This window comes from Sphingomonas sp. TDK1, from assembly GCF_001650735.1.
Classification (GTDB): Bacteria; Pseudomonadota; Alphaproteobacteria; order Sphingomonadales; family Sphingomonadaceae; genus Sphingomonas.
Window position 1 is genome coordinate 66,014 of sequence record NZ_LXVY01000048.1, and the last position, 17,451, is coordinate 83,464.

19 protein-coding genes are annotated in these 17,451 nt (G+C 67.3%); 7 read left to right on the plus strand and 12 right to left on the minus strand.

The features are described from left to right. Nucleotides 1-7: 7 nt before the first annotated feature. Genes A7X12_RS23230 through A7X12_RS23240 form a run of 3 tightly spaced genes read right to left on the minus strand, consistent with a single transcriptional unit; the run spans nucleotide 8 to nucleotide 3,965 of the window. The gene (locus tag A7X12_RS23230) at nucleotides 8-811 is read right to left on the minus strand and encodes a ferritin-like domain-containing protein (RefSeq protein WP_198162159.1); all 804 of its coding nucleotides are present in this window, start codon (nucleotides 809-811) and stop codon (nucleotides 8-10) included. Continuing rightward, nucleotides 808-1,278 carry a peroxiredoxin gene (locus tag A7X12_RS23235; RefSeq protein WP_064313817.1) on the minus strand — a complete coding sequence of 157 codons (471 nt, stop codon included), beginning with the start codon at nucleotides 1,276-1,278 and terminating at the stop codon, nucleotides 808-810. The genes A7X12_RS23230 and A7X12_RS23235 overlap by 4 nt, the downstream gene beginning before the upstream one ends. Continuing rightward, complete coding sequence (locus tag A7X12_RS23240) at nucleotides 1,275-3,965, minus strand: bifunctional [glutamine synthetase] adenylyltransferase/[glutamine synthetase]-adenylyl-L-tyrosine phosphorylase (protein WP_064313818.1); 2,691 nt, start codon at nucleotides 3,963-3,965, stop codon at nucleotides 1,275-1,277. Before A7X12_RS23240 ends, A7X12_RS23235 begins: the two co-directional genes overlap by 4 nt. Before the next feature lie 131 nt (nucleotides 3,966-4,096). Between A7X12_RS23240 and A7X12_RS25760 the strand changes: the two genes are divergently transcribed. Beyond that, nucleotides 4,097-4,249, plus strand: a complete 153-nt coding sequence (locus A7X12_RS25760; RefSeq protein WP_157105703.1) for a hypothetical protein — start codon at nucleotides 4,097-4,099, stop codon at nucleotides 4,247-4,249. 3 nt (nucleotides 4,250-4,252) lie between these two features. Here A7X12_RS25760 and A7X12_RS23245 read toward each other — a convergent pair whose 3' ends face one another. The 3 genes from A7X12_RS23245 to A7X12_RS23255 are packed head-to-tail and all read right to left on the minus strand — an operon-like array spanning nucleotide 4,253 to nucleotide 6,740. Further along, nucleotides 4,253-4,588, minus strand: coding sequence for a 2Fe-2S iron-sulfur cluster-binding protein (locus A7X12_RS23245; protein ID WP_064313819.1), 336 nt, complete (start codon nucleotides 4,586-4,588; stop codon nucleotides 4,253-4,255). Next, nucleotides 4,585-5,667 (minus strand): cysteine desulfurase family protein, encoded by a 1,083-nt coding sequence (locus A7X12_RS23250; protein WP_064313820.1) that lies wholly within the window; start codon nucleotides 5,665-5,667, stop codon nucleotides 4,585-4,587. Before A7X12_RS23250 ends, A7X12_RS23245 begins: the two co-directional genes overlap by 4 nt. Then, a complete protein-coding gene (locus A7X12_RS23255) occupies nucleotides 5,664-6,740 on the minus strand; it encodes a cysteine desulfurase family protein (protein ID WP_157105704.1) in 1,077 nt (358 codons plus the stop codon). Before A7X12_RS23255 ends, A7X12_RS23250 begins: the two co-directional genes overlap by 4 nt. Nucleotides 6,741-6,832: 92 nt before the next feature. Here A7X12_RS23255 and A7X12_RS23260 point away from each other — a divergent pair, with 92 nt between their 5' ends. After that, nucleotides 6,833-7,489, plus strand: coding sequence for an alpha/beta hydrolase (locus A7X12_RS23260; RefSeq protein WP_064313821.1), 657 nt, complete (start codon nucleotides 6,833-6,835; stop codon nucleotides 7,487-7,489). Between the two features lie 35 nt (nucleotides 7,490-7,524). Here the strand turns inward: A7X12_RS23260 and A7X12_RS23265 are convergent, their stop codons facing one another. The 3 genes from A7X12_RS23265 to A7X12_RS23275 are packed head-to-tail and all read right to left on the minus strand — an operon-like array spanning nucleotide 7,525 to nucleotide 8,847. Beyond that, entirely contained in the window at nucleotides 7,525-7,713 is a 189-nt protein-coding gene (locus tag A7X12_RS23265; protein WP_064313822.1) for a hypothetical protein, read from the minus strand. After that, nucleotides 7,695-7,907: a hypothetical protein gene (locus A7X12_RS23270; RefSeq protein ID WP_064313823.1), complete on the minus strand. Its 213-nt coding sequence runs from the start codon at nucleotides 7,905-7,907 to the stop codon at nucleotides 7,695-7,697. The genes A7X12_RS23265 and A7X12_RS23270 overlap by 19 nt, the downstream gene beginning before the upstream one ends. After that, complete coding sequence (locus tag A7X12_RS23275; RefSeq protein ID WP_064313824.1) at nucleotides 7,879-8,847, minus strand: threonine ammonia-lyase; 969 nt, start codon at nucleotides 8,845-8,847, stop codon at nucleotides 7,879-7,881. Before A7X12_RS23275 ends, A7X12_RS23270 begins: the two co-directional genes overlap by 29 nt. Before the next feature lie 154 nt (nucleotides 8,848-9,001). Here A7X12_RS23275 and A7X12_RS23280 point away from each other — a divergent pair, with 154 nt between their 5' ends. Together A7X12_RS23280 and A7X12_RS23285 are read left to right on the plus strand one after the other, a co-directional pair. Beyond that, complete coding sequence (locus A7X12_RS23280) at nucleotides 9,002-10,228, plus strand: type III PLP-dependent enzyme (RefSeq protein WP_064313825.1); 1,227 nt, start codon at nucleotides 9,002-9,004, stop codon at nucleotides 10,226-10,228. A 185-nt stretch (nucleotides 10,229-10,413) separates the two neighbouring features. After that, a complete protein-coding gene (locus tag A7X12_RS23285; protein WP_064313826.1) occupies nucleotides 10,414-11,493 on the plus strand; it encodes a 1,9-bis(guanidino)-5-aza-nonane synthase in 1,080 nt (359 codons plus the stop codon). Between the two features lie 299 nt (nucleotides 11,494-11,792). Here the strand turns inward: A7X12_RS23285 and A7X12_RS23290 are convergent, their stop codons facing one another. Beyond that, nucleotides 11,793-12,569, minus strand: coding sequence for an SDR family oxidoreductase (locus A7X12_RS23290; RefSeq protein ID WP_064313827.1), 777 nt, complete (start codon nucleotides 12,567-12,569; stop codon nucleotides 11,793-11,795). Between the two features lie 102 nt (nucleotides 12,570-12,671). On the opposite strand from A7X12_RS23290, the gene A7X12_RS23295 reads away from it, so the two are divergent. Further along, nucleotides 12,672-13,073: a winged helix-turn-helix transcriptional regulator gene (locus tag A7X12_RS23295; protein ID WP_064313828.1), complete on the plus strand. Its 402-nt coding sequence runs from the start codon at nucleotides 12,672-12,674 to the stop codon at nucleotides 13,071-13,073. A 104-nt stretch (nucleotides 13,074-13,177) separates the two neighbouring features. Here the strand turns inward: A7X12_RS23295 and A7X12_RS26065 are convergent, their stop codons facing one another. Next, nucleotides 13,178-14,485 (minus strand): extracellular catalytic domain type 2 short-chain-length polyhydroxyalkanoate depolymerase, encoded by a 1,308-nt coding sequence (locus A7X12_RS26065; RefSeq protein WP_443029320.1) that lies wholly within the window; start codon nucleotides 14,483-14,485, stop codon nucleotides 13,178-13,180. On the opposite strand from A7X12_RS26065, the gene A7X12_RS23305 reads away from it, so the two are divergent. Continuing rightward, complete coding sequence (locus tag A7X12_RS23305; RefSeq protein WP_198162160.1) at nucleotides 14,387-15,262, plus strand: alpha/beta hydrolase family protein; 876 nt, start codon at nucleotides 14,387-14,389, stop codon at nucleotides 15,260-15,262. The two genes, A7X12_RS26065 and A7X12_RS23305, sit on opposite strands and share 99 nt — an antisense overlap. A 66-nt stretch (nucleotides 15,263-15,328) precedes the next feature. Here the strand turns inward: A7X12_RS23305 and pspF are convergent, their stop codons facing one another. Beyond that, complete coding sequence (pspF, locus tag A7X12_RS23310; protein ID WP_064313830.1) at nucleotides 15,329-16,378, minus strand: phage shock protein operon transcriptional activator; 1,050 nt, start codon at nucleotides 16,376-16,378, stop codon at nucleotides 15,329-15,331. Between the two features lie 403 nt (nucleotides 16,379-16,781). Here pspF and pspA point away from each other — a divergent pair, with 403 nt between their 5' ends. After that, the gene (gene pspA, locus A7X12_RS23315; protein ID WP_064313831.1) at nucleotides 16,782-17,450 is read left to right on the plus strand and encodes a phage shock protein PspA; all 669 of its coding nucleotides are present in this window, start codon (nucleotides 16,782-16,784) and stop codon (nucleotides 17,448-17,450) included. The last annotated feature ends 1 nt before the right edge of the window (nucleotide 17,451 follow it).

Genomic DNA, 17,451 nt, shown 5'->3' on the forward strand with positions numbered 1-17,451 from the left:
AGGATAATCAGCCGGCGACAAGCGCTTGGTAGTAATCCCGCGTCAAACCGGCTGACTCGCGCGCCGAGTCGTTGAACGGAGGCTTAACGGCGCCTCGAAAGTGGGTGCGGACCAGCGCCTGCCACGTCGTTTCGGGCGTGCAACCAGCGGCCTTGCAGGCCGACTCAAACCACTCCGTACCAGCCCTTACATGGCGTACTTCATCTTTCACGATGCGCGTCAAAATCTTCGCGGTGACGCTGTCCCCGGCCGCGTCGAATCGCTCGATCGTGGCAGGCGTGACGTCGAGCCCGCGCGCTTCCAGCACCATGGGAACGATGGCCAGCCGGGCCTTGGCATCATAGGCGGTTTCGGTCGCCGCATCCCAAAGGCCGTCATGCGCGGGCAGCGCGCCATATTCGCTGCCGAGACTGCGCAGGCGCCGGTCGAGCAACGCGAAATGCATCGCCTCGTCCGCACCGACGCGCATCCAGTCGTCAGTGAAGCCGGTCGGGAACTGCGCGCCGAACCGCCCGATCAGATCAAATGCGAGGTCGATCGCGACGAATTCGATATGGGCGAGCGCATGGATCAGCGCGATCCGCCCCCGCTCGGAACCGCCGCGGCCGCGCTTGGGCATGCGGTTGGGCGGCAGCAACACCGGCGCACACGGGCGCGCGGGACGCTCGGGCATGGCGACGTCGAAGCGGAAGTCGAGCCGCCCCAGACGCCAGTCGCGCGCGGCGGCGCGAGCCTTCATCACCTTGTCGGTCGGCTCGGCGGCGTCGAGCACCGCCCGAACCGCCGCCGCCACGCTGCGTGCTTCGCTCACCCGAGCGCCTTTGCGGCGTCGAGCACCTCGGCGGCATGGCCGGGCACCTTCACCTTGCGCCAGGCGCGAACCAGCTTGGCCGAAGCGTCGAACAGGAAGGTCGAGCGTTCGATGCCCATATATTTCTTCCCGTACATCGACTTCTCGACCCACACGCCGAGCGTTTCCATCAGCGCGCCGTCCTCGTCAGTGGCGAGCGGCACGGTCAAATCGTATTTGGCGGTGAACTTCTGGTGCTTGGCGGGCGGGTCCTTCGAGATGCCGAGAAGCTGCACGCCCAGCGCTGCGAATTCCGGCATCAGCGCGGTGAAGTCCTGTGCCTCCCGGGTGCAGCCCGTGGTGTCGTCCTTGGGATAGAAATAAAGGACAAACGGCGCGCCCGCGCCCCATTCCGGCAGCGCGATCGCACTGCCGTCCGCCGCCACCAGCGCGCCCTTGGGAAGCGCGTCGCCTTGCTCGATGCTCATTGCCCGGTCTCCGTCACCTCGCCGGCCTGCATATCGGCCCAGCATTGGCGCACCTCCTGCCGCGTCGCGTCGAGCGTCGCAACCACCGCTTTCCAATCGGACAGGCCCAGGGCACGGGCAATCAGCGCGCGGGTGCGCTCCCCGGGCGGCTGCGCATCGGGTGCGACCAGCCGCAACGTCACCAGCAGCCGGGTGAGGAAATCGTGCGCCGGTCGCAGCGCCGCCGGCACGATGCCCTTCGCCGCCAGCGCGTCGATCGCCTTGCCCAGCTGCGGCTCGAAGCCGGTGCGGTGGGAGAGCTGCTGGACGTGTACCGCGAACTCCAGGTCGACCAGACCGCCGTCGAGCAGCTTGGCGTCGAGCGGCCCCGCCGGCGGCTTGTGCGCGGCCATGTCGGCCCGCATCTTGGCCGCGTCGGCAAGGATGTCGCGCTCCGGCCTTGCGCCGTGGAGGACGCGGGTGATGATGTTCTGCACCTGCGCCCGGGCGTCGGGCGAGCCGAACACCGGCCGCGCGCGGGTGAGCGCCATATGCTCCCAGGTCCACGCATCCTTCTCCTGGTAGCTCGCGAAGCCTTGGAGCGAGACCGACAACGGCCCTTGCGTTCCGGAGGGGCGCAGTCGGGTGTCCACTTCGTAGAGTGGGCCGGCCGCCGTCGGGACGGAGAGCGCCGCGGTCACGCGCTGCGCCAGCCGATTGTAATAGGTGACCGCACCCAGCGGTCGCCGCCCATCGGACTCCGCCGCATAGTCGCCCGTGAACAGATAGATCAGGTCCAGGTCGGACGCATGGGTCAGTGCCCCGCCCCCCATCCGACCCAGCGCCAGAATCACCAGCTCGCTGCCCGGCACCCGTCCATGCTGGCCGGCGAACTCCTCGACCGTGGCAGCCGCCAGCACCTCGATCGCCGCTGCTGCGACCCGCGCATAGCCGGCCGACACGTCGAGCGGATCGCTCGCCCCCGCGACGATCTGTGCGCCAAGCGCGAACCGCTTCTCGTTGACGATGCGGCGGACATGTTCGAGCAGCCACTGATAGTCAGCGCCGCGCTCGGCCGCCGCCATCGTCGCCATCAGCTCGGACACGTCCCCCACGGGGGCCAGGGCGCTGGCATCGATCAGGCCGTCGAGCAGTTCGGCACGGCGCCCCAGCTGCTCCGCGAGCGTCGGCGCATGGCTGAGGATCGCGCTCAGCAGGCGGGTGAGCGCCGGCTGCGCCTCCAGCAACCGGAAGATGTTGACCGCGCTCGGCAGCCGCTTGAGCATCGCGTCGAAGCGGGTGATCGCATGCTGTGGGTCGGGCGCACCGCCAAAGCCGGCCATCAGCGTCGGCAGCACGGCCTCCAGCGCACTCTGCGCGGCCGGGCTGCGCAGCGCCGGATAGGTCGCGCCGCGCCATCCCTCCACCACGCGGCGGGCGACCTCGGCATCGGGGAAGCCGGCCTCCCCCAGCCGCTCGCCCAGCAGGTCCGGATCGGTGGGCAGGCCACTGCCCCCCGCCTCCGCCAGCGCGTCGTAGATGCGCCCCACCCGCTCGACATGGGGCTGGAGCAGCGCGATCAACGCCGCACCATCCTCCAGACCATGCAGCCGCGCGACATTGTCGAGCGCAGCGGCATCGCTGGGCAGCGTGTGGGTCTGACGATCGTCGATCATCTGCAGGCGATGCTCGATCGTCCGCAGCAGAACATAGGCTTCGTCCAGCGCCGCCGCCTCGCCCGCATCGATCCGGCCAGCCGCCGCCAGCGCCGCCAGCGCGTCGCGGGTGGCCGGCACGCGCAGCGCCGGATCGCGACCGCCGTGAATCAGCTGGTGGATCTGCGCGAAGAACTCCACCTCGCGGATTCCGCCGCGCCCGCGCTTCAGATCATAGCCGGGGCCGAAGCGCTGCCCCTTGTGGTGATGATCGCGGATCCGCCTGGAGATTTCCTGGATCTCGCGGATCGTCCCATAGTCGAGCGCGCGCCGCCAGACGAAGGGGCGGATCGCATCGAGGAACCGCTGCCCAAGGCCAAGATCGCCGCCAACCGCGCGCGCGCGAATGAACGCCGCGCGCTCCCATGGCAGCGCCTGGCTTTCATAATAGCTGATCGCCGCTTCCACCGGCAGCGCGATCGGCGTGACTTCGGGCGAGGGCCGCAACCGCAGATCGACCCGCAGCACATAGCCGTCGCCGTCGCGCGCCTGGAGGATCTCCAGCACGCGTCGGCCGATCCGCACCGCCGCCTCCTCCGGCACCTCGCGGGGACGGCAGGGCAGCGTTGCGGGATCGAAGATCAGGATCGGATCGATGTCGGACGAATAGTTGAGCTCGCGGCTGCCCTGCTTGCCCAGCGCGATCGCCGCGAACCCCTGCGGCTCCGCGTCGGGGGTACGCTCGCGGATCGCGGCGCGAATGGCGCGGTCCAGCGCCATGTCGGCGAAATCGCTGAGCAGCCGCGTGATGCGGCCAAAATCATAGGTGCCAGACAGGTCGCCCAGCGCAGCGATCAGGGCCAGCCGCCGCCGCTGAATGCGCAGCGCCTTCGGTTCCGGCATCTCCTTCGTAGGGGCGCTTGCCACCCCGATAGGGTCGGCGAGTGCCGCTGCCGGGTCGTCCGTCACATCGGGCTCGCGCCCCGAAACAAGCGTAAGGAATGGAGAATATTGGGAAATGCGCAGCAAGGCAGCGTCAAACGAAGGTTCCATCAGACCGCCAATCTATCGTCCAAAAACCGTACAGTTGCGATGAATCGCATCTTTTGCAGGCAACGAATGCAATAGATGACCGTTTTGAGACCGTGGTTCATACGGCATCCTCCAAGGCCCAAGAGGCAAGCGTGGCGACACCTTATCGCATCGAGGCGCCGCGTGCAGGCGACGGCATCGGTCGCGCGCTGGCAAATGCCTATGAGCGCGACCTGGGCCTGCCGCAGGACATGGCGACGTTGCTCGCCAAGCTGAACGACCGCGATCCGCGCTGCTACTGGTAGGCCTCACCGGCCCTGCATGTCCCGGTGCGTGCTGGGCATGCGGACCGTCAGGCCGTCCAGCGCGTCCGTAAGCACGATCTGACAGGCGAGCCGGCTGGTCCGCACCGCACCGATCGCCAGATCCAGCATGTCCTCCTCGTCCTCGCTGGCGGCAGGCAGGCGATCGAAATCGGAGGGTGCGACGATCACATGGCAGGTCGAGCAGGCCATCTGCCCTTCGCACGTCCCTTCCAGCGGCTGGCCGGCATTCTGCGCCACTTCGAGCAGCCGGCTGCCGGGCGCGGCCTGCACTTCCTGCACCGGCCCACTACCCGCACCTTCAAATCGTACCCGGATCATGCCGCCACTCGCTGGGCGTTCGCGGCAGCGCTGATTCGGTCGAGTGCGGTCATCAGTTCCTCCTCGGTGGTCATGCGGCCGAAGCCGATACGAATACTGGAACGCGCATCGGCATCGGAAAGGCCCAGCGCGCGCAGTACGTGGCTGGGTCTCCCGGATCCGCTGGCACAGGCCGAACCCGCGGAAAACGCGATGTCGCGGAGGTCTGCCATGAGGCGAGCGACGTCGAGCCCCGCGCGCCGGACATTGAGATTGCCATGGTAGCGCCGCGTCGCGATGCCGTTCAGATTCCAATCCTGCCCCAAACGGGCACGGCCCCGCTGGAACAACCGCGCCACATGCGCCGCATCCGCCTCGGCATAGGTCGCGGCCGCTTTCGCCGCCGCACCGAACCCGGCGCAGAGCGCTGGCGACAGCGTCCCGGATCGGCCGAGTCCTTCCTGCCCCCCGCCATGCAGCAGCGGCGCAAGCGACACGCCGTCGCGCGCCCAAAGCGCGCCGACGCCCTTGGGCCCGTAGATCTTGTGCGCGGAGATGGCCACCAGGTCGCATGTCGCGGGGATCGGGACGCGGCCATACCCCTGCACCGCGTCGCACAGGAACAGCGCGCCAGCCCCATGGGCGATTTCCGCCAGGTCGGCGATCGGCTGAATCACCCCGATCTCGTTATTCACCAGCATCGCTGCAACAAGACCTGTACCCGGCACGATTGCCGCCCGCGCAGCCTCCAGATCGACAACGCCATCCTCGCCGACCGGCAGCACCGTCACGGCGCGACCGCTTGCCGCAGCGCTGTCCAGCACCGCCGCATGCTCGGTAGCCAGGGTCACGATCGGGCCGTGCGTACCCTTGATCGCCCAGTTGAGCGCCTCGGTCGCACCGCTGGTAAAGGCCAGTGTGCCGCCGGGCGGCAGCAGCGCACCCACCTGCCCGCGCGCCACCTCCACGGCCGCCTTCGCCGCCCTGCCCGGCGCATGCGGCGCGTGCGGATTGGCGTGCTGCGATTCCAGCCAGGGCAGCATCGCGGCCAGCGCCTCGGGGGCAAGCGGCGTGGTCGCCTGATAGTCGAGGTAGATCACGCGGCCCGCGCCCGTGCGTCAACGAAAGTGGTCCGCCACAGCTCGGCGAAACGATCAACCTCCGCCTCGGTGGTGCTGCGACCGAAACTCACGCGAACGACTTCGCGCAGGGCTGGCTCGGCCCAGCCCATGGCGGTCAACACATGGCTTGGCCGCATGCTTCCCGAGGAACAGGCACTTCCCGCCGACACCGCCACGCCCGCCAGATCGAAGCGGATCAGTTGCGCCGCCGACGATACGCCCGGCATTCGGTACGCCCCGATCAGCGGACTGCGCGGGCTCTCGGCTGCGACAACCTCGCCGCCGATGTCCACGATCGTCGCCTCCAGCCGTGACCGCAATAGGGCCATCGCCGCCAGATCCTCCGGCGTATCCAAGGCCGCCGCATAGCCGAGCGCGCCGGGCAGATTCTCCGTTCCCGGGCGATAGCCCTTTTCCTGGCCGCCGGTCGGCAGCAATATGCCGAGGTCGCGCACCAGCAATGCGCCGACGCCGGGTGGCCCACCACGCTTGTGCGCCGATACCGCCACCAGGTCCGCATGTCGCAGCACGTCGGAATCGGCATGCGCGGGCATCTGCGCGGCATCGACGAGCAGCACCCCGCCAGCGCCGTGCACCACCGCCGCGATCGTCGCGATCGGCTGGCGCACGCCGGTTTCGCTGTTTGCCCATTGCACGCACACCAGCGTCCGCCCCCCGCCGGCCAGCGCAGCCGCGAGCGCATCGAGACCGAGCACCCCGCCCGTCGTCACCGGCAGCACGGCGGCCCCCTCGCCCAGGCGCAACACCGCGTCATGCTCCACTGCCGTGATGAGGCGCCGGTCGGCCACGCAGCGCCCCATTGCGATCGCCAGCGATTCGCTCGCCCCGCTGGTCAGCAGCAGCTCGTACGGCCAGCCATAGGCCGCTGCGATCCGCCGCCGCGCATCCTCCAGCGCCGCCCGCGCCGCCCGCCCGTCGCCATGGGGCGACGAAGGGTTGGCCCAGCGTTGCATGCCTTCCATCACCGCCGCCACCGCCTGTGGCAGCATCGGCGTCGTCGCAGCATGATCCAGATAGAGTCGAGCGGCCAATGGCGTTCCAATTGCGTGAAGGGACCGGCTGCCTATATAGCGGCGATGTTCCTGCGCTCCACCGCGCATCTCCCTATTGAACAGGATCAGCCTTGCCCGAAGTCATTTTCCCCGGACCCGAAGGCCGCCTCGAGGGCCGCTTTGCCCCCGCTCCGCGCCCGCGCGCGCCGGTCGCGATGATCCTCCACCCGCATCCGAATGCGGGCGGCACGATGAACAACCGCATCGTGCAGGATCTCTACAAGACCTTCCAGCGCCGGGGTTTCGCCACGCTGCGCTTCAATTTCCGCGGCGTCGGCAAGAGCCAGGGCACCTTCGACAACGGCATCGGTGAGCTTTCCGACGCGGCGAGCGCGCTCGATTGGGTGCAGAGCTTCCATCCCGAGGCTTCGTCCACCTGGGTCGCTGGCTTCGGCTTCGGCGCCTGGATCGGCATGCAGCTGCTGATGCGCCGACCGGAAATTCGCGGCTTCATCTCGGTCGCGCCGCCGGCGAACATGTTCGACTTCACCTTCCTCGCGCCCTGCCCCAGCTCGGGCATCATCATCCAGGGCGAGCAGGACGAGGTGGTCACGCCCGGCGCGGTGCAGAAGCTGGTCGACAAGCTGCGCACCCAGAAGCACATCACCATCCACCACGACACCATCCCGGGCGCGAACCATTTCTTCGAGCACGAGATGGACCAGCTGATGGGCTCGGTCGACCGCTATCTCGACATGCGGCTCGACCCCAACTGCCCGATCCGCTGATGCGTTTGGCCCGGCGCGGCAGCGGTCGCGCCGGGTTAGACCGCCCAGATCAGAACATTGCCCAATATGACCAGCGCGCAGACGAGCATCAACACGCCGCGCTGACGATCCCCCCGCCGCACCACGGTAACGCCGCCCCAGGCAAGCGCCAGCACCGCCAGCACGGCGATGCTCATCATCAGCGGGTACAGGCCGGAGAGGCCGCTCAGGTTACCACCACCCATAACGTCACGCCCGTGACCAGGCAGACGCAGGCGCATGCCGCAGCCGCCGCCAGCCGCGGTTCGCCGCGATAAGCGATGCGCAGGACGAACCAGAGGACGTGCCCCAGCGCGAGCGTGCCGATGCTGGCGATGCGGGCAATGATGCCGCCGATCGGATTGCCGAGATCATTCCGTGCCCCCGAGCGCGCGCGCATAGTCCTCCTGGTCGACGTTGCCGCCCGAAACGATCACGAGCGTTCCCGGTTCCGCCGCGACCTTGCCTGCCAGCAGCGCAGCGATTCCCGCAGCGCCGCCCGGCTCCACCACCAGCCGCAGCTTCGCGGCCGCCCAGCGCTGCGCCGTCCGGATCTCCGCCTCGCTGACCGCGATGCCGGTGGCGCCGCGACGAGAGAGCACGTCGAAGGTAAGCGAGGAAACGCGCTGCGTCTGTAGCGAATCGCACGCCGTCGCCGGAGGATTGTCCCCCACCGGCTCGATCCAGCCGGCGTCCAGGCTGCGGCGCATGTCGTCCCAACCTTCGGGCTCGACGGGAAATACGCCCGACTCGGGCAGTGCCAGCGCGATTCCGGCGGACAGCCCGCCGCCGCCGCACGGCACCAGCACCCGCGCGGGGGCTTCCAGTCCCGCCTCGGTCATCTGCTTCAGGGCTTCGATGCCGGCACTGCCCTGCCCCTCGATGATCCAGGGGTCGTCGAAGCTGGGCACCAGCGCGGCACCGCGAGCATGGGCAAGCTGCTCAGCGATCTTCTCGCGGCTTTCGCTGCGACGGTCGTAGCGGACGACTTCCGCACCCAGCGCGAGCGTCGCATCCAGCTTCACCTTCGGCGCATCGGCGGGCATCACGATCACCGCCGGGATGCCGAGCCGCTTGGCCGCCCAGGCGACGCCCTGCGCATGGTTGCCCGAGGAGAAGGCGACAACGCCCTTGTCGCGCACCCGTTCGTCCAGCGCGGTCAGCCGGTGCCACGCGCCGCGGATCTTGAACGCGCCGATCGGCTGCAGGCTTTCCGCCTTGAACGCGACGGTCACGCCGCGCACGTCCTGCACCAAAAGAGGCGTCGGCGGGAGGATCGCCGCCACCTTCGCCGCGGCATCGCGGACCCCCGCGCGGGTGGGCTGTCGCAAAATCGTCACAGAGCATCCCTCGCCGTAGAAAAACGGACCCCAGAATCACTTTACACGGGGGTCCGACGCGCATATGTGCGCTCCTCCGCTGCCCCATGGGACTTCCAACCGCAAGGCAGCTTTTCGTCAATGTTTGCCTCACGGCATTTGGAGGTCCCTTGAGTTGCACAAGCATCATCGCGCGCTGGGGTTAGCGACCACCCGTATCGGCAACCGCGTTGCCGACATCGCTAAGCTTCGTCCGGTCCAGCCGGTAACGCTCGTCCGCCCGCACGCCGCATCGCGTGCGGCCCGGTTCTTCGCAGAGAAGTTCCCGGGTCGCTCGATGTATGCCGTGAAGGCCAATCCCTCGCCGGATCTAATCAAGATCCTGTGGGAGAGCGGAATCACGCATTTCGACGTCGCATCGATCGCCGAGGTTCGCCTCGTCGCCGGTGTCGCGCCGGAAGCAACCCTGTGCTTCATGCACCCGGTAAAGGCTGAAGAAGCCATTGCCGAGGCGTATTTCGAGTATGGTGTTCGCGTCTTCAGCCTGGACAGCATGGAAGAGCTGGACAAGATCGTTCGCGCCACCAAGGGCGCCACGGATCTCACGCTGTGCGTACGCCTCCGCGTTTCGTCGGATCACTCGAAGCTCAGCCTGGCGTCGAAGTTCGGCGTCGGCCCGGGCGAGAGCAAGGAACTGCTGATCGCGGTTCGCCAGGTGGCGGATGCCCTGGGCATCTGCTTCCATGTCGGCAGCCAGGCGATGTCGCCGGAAGCCTATGCCAATGCGATGGAGCGCGCCCGCGCCGCCATCGTCGAGGCGGGCGTCACCGTGGACGTCGTGGATGTCGGCGGCGGGTTCCCGTCCAGCTATCCCGGCATGGAGCCGCCGCCGCTCGAGCGCTATTTCGCGACGATCCACCGCGCCTTTGAAAGCCTGCCGATTTCCTACTCGGCGGAGCTGTGGGCCGAGCCGGGCCGCGCGCTGTGCGCCGAATACAGCTCGCTGATCGTGCGCGTCGAGCGTCGTCGCGGCGACGAGCTGTACATCAACGACGGCGCGTACGGCGCGCTGTTCGATGCGGCGCATATCGGCTGGCGCTTCCCGGTCCGTCTCCTCCGCGAGCCGGATTCGAACGCCAAGGACATGGGCTTCAGCTTTTACGGCCCCACCTGTGACGACATGGATCGCATGGCGGGCCCGTTCGAGCTGCCGGCCGACATCCAGGCGGGCGACTATATCGAGATCGGCATGCTCGGCGCCTATGGTGCGGCGATGCGTACCGGTTTCAACGGCTTCACCGCCGGCGATACGGTGATCGTCGACGACGAGCCGATGGTCTCGCTCTACACCGGCGAAGACGAGGCGGCGGCCGCCACCCCGTCGAACGTCGTCAAGCTGTAATCAGCACGTCTTATCCGACCTCGCTCCCCTCCCGCTTGCGGGAGGGGTCGGGGGAGGGCATGGCGTGTTCCCGATCGGGAGCGGCTGAACAGCCCCTCCCCTGACCCCTCCCGCAAGCGGGAGGGGATATATGGGTTTCCGCGTCCCCTTTGAATGACGGCGGCCATGTGAAAATGGGAGTTCCCATGACCGACAGCCTCACCAAGACCGCGGCGGCCAACGCCCCGATCAACGACAACCGCAAGGCAGAGCTGCTTTCGAAGCAGGTCAAGCACATCGACATCAAGAGCTTCGACGCACGTCCGATCGTCGACGCGATGAGCGACATGAGCTTCACCAGCCGCGACCTCGGCCGCGCGACCAAGATCTACAACGACATGCTGGCCGACAAGGACTGCACGGTCTGCCTCGTGATCGCGGGCTCGACCTCGGCCGGCGGCTGCATGGACCTCTATGCGGACCTGGTGCGCAACAACATGGTCGACGTGATCGTCGCTACCGGCGCCACCATCGTCGACATGGATTTCTTCGAGGGCCTGGGCCACAAGCACTATCAGGCGCTCGAGATCCCCGACGACGACACGCTGCGTTCGCTCTACATCGACCGCATCTACGACACGTACATCGACGAGGAGCAGCTCCAGGACTGCGACTTCACGATCAACAAGATCGCGAACGAGCTGGAGCCGCGCGCCTATTCGAGCCGCGCCTTCATCCGTGAGATGGGCAAGTACCTCTCGGAGCACGGCAAGAAGGAAAACAGCCTGGTCAAGCTCGCCTATGAGCATGACGTGCCGATCTTCTGCCCGGCGTTCGTCGACAGCTCGGCCGGCTTCGGCCTCGTCAAGCACCAGGTCGACCAGATGAAGGCCGGCAAGCCGTACCTGATGATCGACGCGGTCGCGGACTTCCGCGAGCTGACCGAGATCAAGATCCAGGCGGGCACCACCGGCCTGCTGATGATCGGCGGCGGCGTGCCGAAGAACTTCATCCAGGACACCGTCGTCTGCGCCGAAATCCTCGGCCATGAGGATGTGGAAGTGCACAAGTATGCAGTGCAGATCACCGTCGCCGACGTTCGCGACGGCGCCTGCTCGTCCTCGACGCTGCAGGAAGCCGCCAGCTGGGGCAAGGTGAACACCGGCATCGAGCAGATGGTGTTCGCGGAAGCCGGTTCGGTGATGCCGCTGCTGGCGTCCGACGCCTACCACCGTGGCTACTGGAAGGACCGCGCCAAGCGCGGCTGGGCGAAGCTGTTCGCCTGAGCCTGAGCCGCACGGGGCGAGCCATGCTCGTCCCGAGACGGAGAAGGCCGGCCGGCGCGGCCCTGCCGCGTCGGACGTCGCGGGATTAACTCCCGCGACGGCCCATCCGGAAAAACGAAACGGCCGGGGAGCGATCCCCGGCCGTTTTGCTGTTGTCGCTGTAAAAGAATGCGAACGGCGTTCGCACTTCCTAGCCCCTCCCCTTCAGGGGAGGGGTTGGGGTGGGGCAGTGTCTCACCGAGACCAACCGACGTTCTGGCATCCCTCCACCCCCTCCCCCTCCTCCCAGGAGGAGGGGCTTACGAGGCGTCCACCGCTTCCCGCGCCGCCTTCGCCATCGCGGTCAGTTGCGCCAGGGTTTCCTCGAACCGCCCCTCGCGCTCGGCGTCGCGGAGGAACTTCACGCGCTCGACCAGCACCTCGCTCGGCGTCGGCGTAAGTCCGAACAGCGCAATCACCTCGTCGGCAAACGCCTCGAGCGGCTGATACCCAGGCCGCTGGCTCTGCCCCGGGGTGAGCTCGGTCTGCACCGCGGGCGGCGCGAGCTCGATCACCTCGACCTTGCCCTCCAGCACCGCGCGCAGCGACACCGTGTAGCTGTGCATCGCTGCCTTGGTGGCGTTGTAGGTCGGCGTCGTCACCAGCGGCACGAAGGCAAGCCCCGAGGTGACGTTGACGATCGCCGCGTCGGGCGTTGCCGCGAGATGCTCGACCAGCGCGTCGATCAGCCGGATCGGGCCGAGCAAATTGGTCGCGATGGTCGCCTGGGCATCGGCCAGGTCGCGCTTCGCATCGAGCGCCTCGAAGCGCATGATCCCTGCATTGTTGATCAGCACGTTGACGCCGGGATGCGCCGCGAGCAGCCGCTCGGCGAAGTCCGCCACGCCCTCGGCGCTTTCCACGTCGAGCGTCATCGCGTGCATGTTGGTCCGGCCCTCGCAGGCCGCCTCAAGCGCCTCCAGCCGACGCCCCGCCACGATCACGCTATTGCCCGCATCGTGAAACCGGTGCGCGAGCGCCGCGCCGATACCCGAGCCGCCGCCGGTGATAAGGATCGTGTTGCCGCTGGTCTTCATCCTAGCCTCCAGTGCTGATTGCTGGCGGCGATGTACGCCGCTACTTTTCCAACGAAAGAAGGCACCGGAAAGATTTATACGCACCCAAAAGAGAGTGACTTCATGCCCTTGCCCGCCGCCGCATCCCATGCCGATTATCCCGATCTCGACCCGCGCGTCGAAGCACTGGTCACCGAGGTGATCGGCCGCGTCGCCGACAAATGGACGATGCTGATCCTCGAAACGCTGATCGAGCGGGGCGAGCTGCGCTTCACGCAGATCGGCAAGGCGGTGCCCGGGATCAGCCAGAAGATGCTCACCCAGACGCTGCGCCAAATGGAACGGGACGGTCTGTTGACCCGCACGGTGCATGCCGTGGTCCCGCCGCGCGTCGACTACCGCCTGACGGATCTCGGCGGCAGTCTCGCAGAGGCATTTTGCGGGGTATGGCTCTGGGCTGCGGCGAATCTGGAGCGGATCGATGCGGCGCGCGCAGCCTTCGATGAACGCCGGCAGGACCGCTAGGACATTTCCGCGCGATGGCAATGGAAGGCCGGGAAAGAAGTCGACGCGCTGCCGCACCGGGCGGAAACGCGCCGACCCCCTCTCCCCCTACCGGATCTGGCCGGTCAGGATCCCTGCAACAGCCTTTTCACCATCTGGTGAACTGCGTCGATCTGCGGTCCGTGGCGTAGCTGGAAGTTTAGCCCGGAATAGCCCCACCAGTCCCAGCAGCCCATCGGGTTCATCGCGCTCGCATTCACCTGCGGATAGAGCATGACGATGCCGTTGCTCTCGGCCCAGCGGTTGTACCCGAGCTTGGCATAGATGGCATCGCTGCCGATCGTATCGGCGCTCTGCTTGCAGCCGTGGAACACCACATGGACCGCGCAGCGCGCAGCGGCGACGCGGCACGCGGTCGGCACATAGGCATAGCCCTTGCCGGCCATCAGCGCCGAACCGCCGCCATAGCGCGCTTGGTCGAAGGCGATCGGCGTCGTCGACAAGCTGGCCGCCGGCTTGAATTTCAGCCCGTAGATATGATTGAGGATGGCCCCCGGCTGATCGTACAATGCGGTGCCCAGGGGGCATTCCACCACGAAAATGCCGCCGTTTTCGCCGCACGACTCGCCGATTTCCGCCGATACGAAGGCGTGGCCCGCAGGCATCGTCCGGACGAAGGCGAGCGCATCCGGCGCCACCTTGGCCTTGCCGTAAAAGTCATGGACCGCAGCCATCACGCTGGGCAGGACCACCGAATCCTTGGTGCCGCTGAACAGATAGACGCGCTGCCGGGCGATGCCGGCGACCGGATCGATCACGCCGTCGCGCGCGAAATCCTGCGCCGCTCTCCAGCTGCGCTCGGCAGGCGGGCTCCCGCGCATGCAAACGTTGATGAAACCGAGGCCGTTCGGCGGCGCGCAGTTGTACGGGCCGCCGGCGACGACGCCCACGCCCATCACTTCGCTTGACCAGGCGACCGAATATTGCACCGCCATGAAGGCTCCGGAGGAAAGTCCCGATACGGAGACTTTGGCCGGATCCGCCCCTACGGCAGGAAGTTCCTGCGCGGTGACAACCGATGCCCAGCACCACGCAAGCATCGACAGCAGAATGGAAAAGGCTCGCATATTCACCCCCCGGTGACCCCGACCATTCGCGCCTCGGCTGCTGCTCGGCAACCGCTCGACGCTTATGCGACCTGGCAGGGAGAATAACATGCTTCGCTGCGGTCGCGAAGTGGAAAGCGAAGGGCGTCGCCGCGCTCGTGAGCAGCGAGGAAATGCGCTACAGAACCTATGGTGCGCGCCGCGCAAGGCGCAGGAATGGGAAGCGATATGCTGCGCTCTATAGTTTCGCTCGCGCTGTTGGCCGCTGCGTTGCCCGCCGGCGCGCAGACCGGCGCGCGCGCCGTACTGAACGCCGCGAAGACGCATGTCTCCGCGCCCAGCCTCGTCGCCCGCTATGGCATTGACCCGCTGCACAAGGGCGAACTCCGCCTGCCCAAGGGCAAGGGCCCCTTCCCGGTCGCCGTGGTGATCCATGGCGGCTGCTGGGATTCGAGGATGGAGGACTGGCAAGGCACCGCCCCGCTCGCCGATGCGCTGACGGCGCGCGGCATCGCCACCTGGAACATCGAATATCGCCGCACGGGCGATACCGGGGGCGGCTATCCAGGCACGTTCGAGGACATCGCCGCCGCGACGGACTATCTCGCCACGCTGGCCAGAACCCAGCCGCTGGACCTGCGCCGCGTCGCAGTCGTCGGTCACAGCTCGGGCGCGCATCTCGCCCTGTGGGTCGCGTCTCGCCCGAAGCTGAACGACCCGATCGCCGGCGCCATGACGGTGAAGCCGGTCACGGTGGTCGCGATCGACGGCCCGGGCACGCTGGCCTCCTTTGTCGGGATCGACGCCGAAATCTGCGGCGCACCCGCGATCGTACCGTTCATGGGCGGCACCCCGGCGGAAAAGCCGGCCGCCTATGCACTGGCCAGCCCGCAGGACCATCTGCCGCTCGGCGTCCACCAACTGATTGTCCTCGGCGCGCTCGAGGCGATGACGACGCCCTATGTCCAGGCCGCGCTCGCCTCCGGCGACACGGTGGTTAAGCTCGCCCCCGGCGGCGCGAACCATTTCAACATCATCACGCCCGAAACCCCACAGGGGAAGCAGGTGGCAGACTTCATCGCCGCGCAGGCCTTTACAGAGTAGCGAACAGCCTCACTAGCCTGGTATTGCTACGCATTCGCAGAAATATCCGCAAATCGTTCGCAACAACTACCCGCCCGCGCCGAGAAGATCGTGCCGCCGCAAGGCATGGCGCAGCTGGTCATAGGTAAGCCCCAGCGCCTCCGCCGTCGCGCGCTGGTTGAAGCGATGCTCGGCCAGCGCCTGCGACAGCAGCTGCCGCTCGAAGCGGGACACGCGGGTCTTGAAGTCGCCGCCCAGTTCGGCCGGTTCCGGCGGCGCTGCCGCCACCGGGGCGGCCGGGGCCGGCGTGGAACTCTCGGCGGGCTTCTCCACCGGACTCATCGACGAGGCCATCGGCCGCGGCCGATAGGGCGAGGCGAAGGGGTCGATTTCGATCCGGTCGATCGGCCCGCCCCGGTCCCAACGATATACCGCACGCTCCACCACGTTGCGCAGCTCGCGGACATTGCCCGGCCAGTCATAGGAGAGCAGCGCATCCAGCGCGTGCGGCCCCCAGCCCGGCCAGTCCTGCCAGCCCAGTTCGGAGGCCATGCGCCGGCCGTAGAACTCCGCCAGCACCTCCACATCGCCGCCGCGGTGTCGCAACGGCGGCAGGGTCACCACCTCGAAGCTGAGCCGGTCGAGCAGGTCGGCGCGGAAAGTGCCCTTGTCCACCCGGCCCGGCAGATGCTCGTTGGTCGCGGCGACGATGCGCACATCCACCCGCACCGGCCGCGACGAACCGATCCGCGTGATCTCGCCATATTCCACCGCGCGCAGCAGCCGCTCCTGCGCCCCCATCGAAAGCGTCCCCAGCTCGTCCAGGAAAAGCGTGCCCCCATCCGCTTCCTCGAAGCGCCCGGTGCGCGCCTTGGTCGCACCGGTGAAGGCACCCGCCTCATGCCCGAACAATTCGGCCTCGATCAGCGTCTCGGGCAGCGCGGCGCAGTTCATCGTGACCAGCGGTTGGTCCCAACGCGGGCTCAGGCGGTGAAGACGCTCGGCGACCAGTTCCTTGCCGGTGCCGCGCTCGCCGATCACCAACACCGGGCGATCGAGGGCGGCCGCCCGGCTCGCCTGTTCCAGCGCGTCGAGAAAGGCCGAGGACTGGCCGATGACCTGGGTGATCCGCTCCATTCCCCAAGCTTGGCGAATTTTCCCAACTGTTAGCAAGCACAATTTAGCAAACTACACTTGTAGTCAAACCGGAAATGGCGGTTTTCCGCCATTTTCGAAAACTGGCACGCCTCCTGCAAAGATGGAAGCAAGCCCGATGACGGGCACCAACTTCAACCTACCAAGGTTCAGGAACACGATCATGACCAACCAGATCACCACCCTCCGCAACGCCTTCGTGGCGGTTTCCTTCGCCTTCCTCGCCAGCGTGGTTCTCACCGCCGGCGCGGTGGCCCCGGCGATCGCCTGACGGGCAGACGAGGTCTCCCCGGCACCGCCTTCCCTCGGAGGTGCCGGGGCCGCCGGAAGGGCCCCCATCCCTTCCGGCGGCACCCCCAAAGAACATACGAAGGAGCGCAATATCATGGGTATCTTCTCGCGAACCCGCGACATCATCGCCGCCAACGTTACCGACCTGCTCGATAAGGCCGAAGATCCGGCGAAGATGATCCGCATGATCATCCTCGAGATGGAGGAAACGTTGGTCGAGGTTCGCGCCAGCGCCGCCCGGACGATCGCCGATCAGAAGGAAATGCGCCGCCACATCGCGAAGCTCGAAAAGCTCCAGGAAAGCTGGACCGAGAAGGCCGAGCTGGCCCTGTCGAAGGACCGCGAGGACCTTGCCAAGGCCGCCCTGGTCGAACGGCAGAAGGCCGCCGACATGTGCGACCAGCTGCAGCAGGAAATTGCCGTGCTCGACGACGCGCTCCGCGCCTCGGAAGAGGACATCAACAAGCTGCAGAACAAGCTGCGCGAGGCCCGCACCCGGCAGAACTCGATCGTCGCCCGCCTGGAAAGCGCCAACAACCGCGCCCGCTTGCGGGAAATGACCAACGGGTCGAAGATGCAGGACGCCTTCTCGCGCTTCGACATTCTGGAACGCCGCGTCGATCTGGCCGAAGGCCGCGCCGATGCGATGGGCCTGGGTGGCAACCCGAAAACGCTCGAAGAGGAAATCGCCGAACTCCGCTCGTCGGAAAAGGTCGATGCCGAACTCGAGGCGCTGAAGGCACGGCTGAACAAGGGAGCATAAT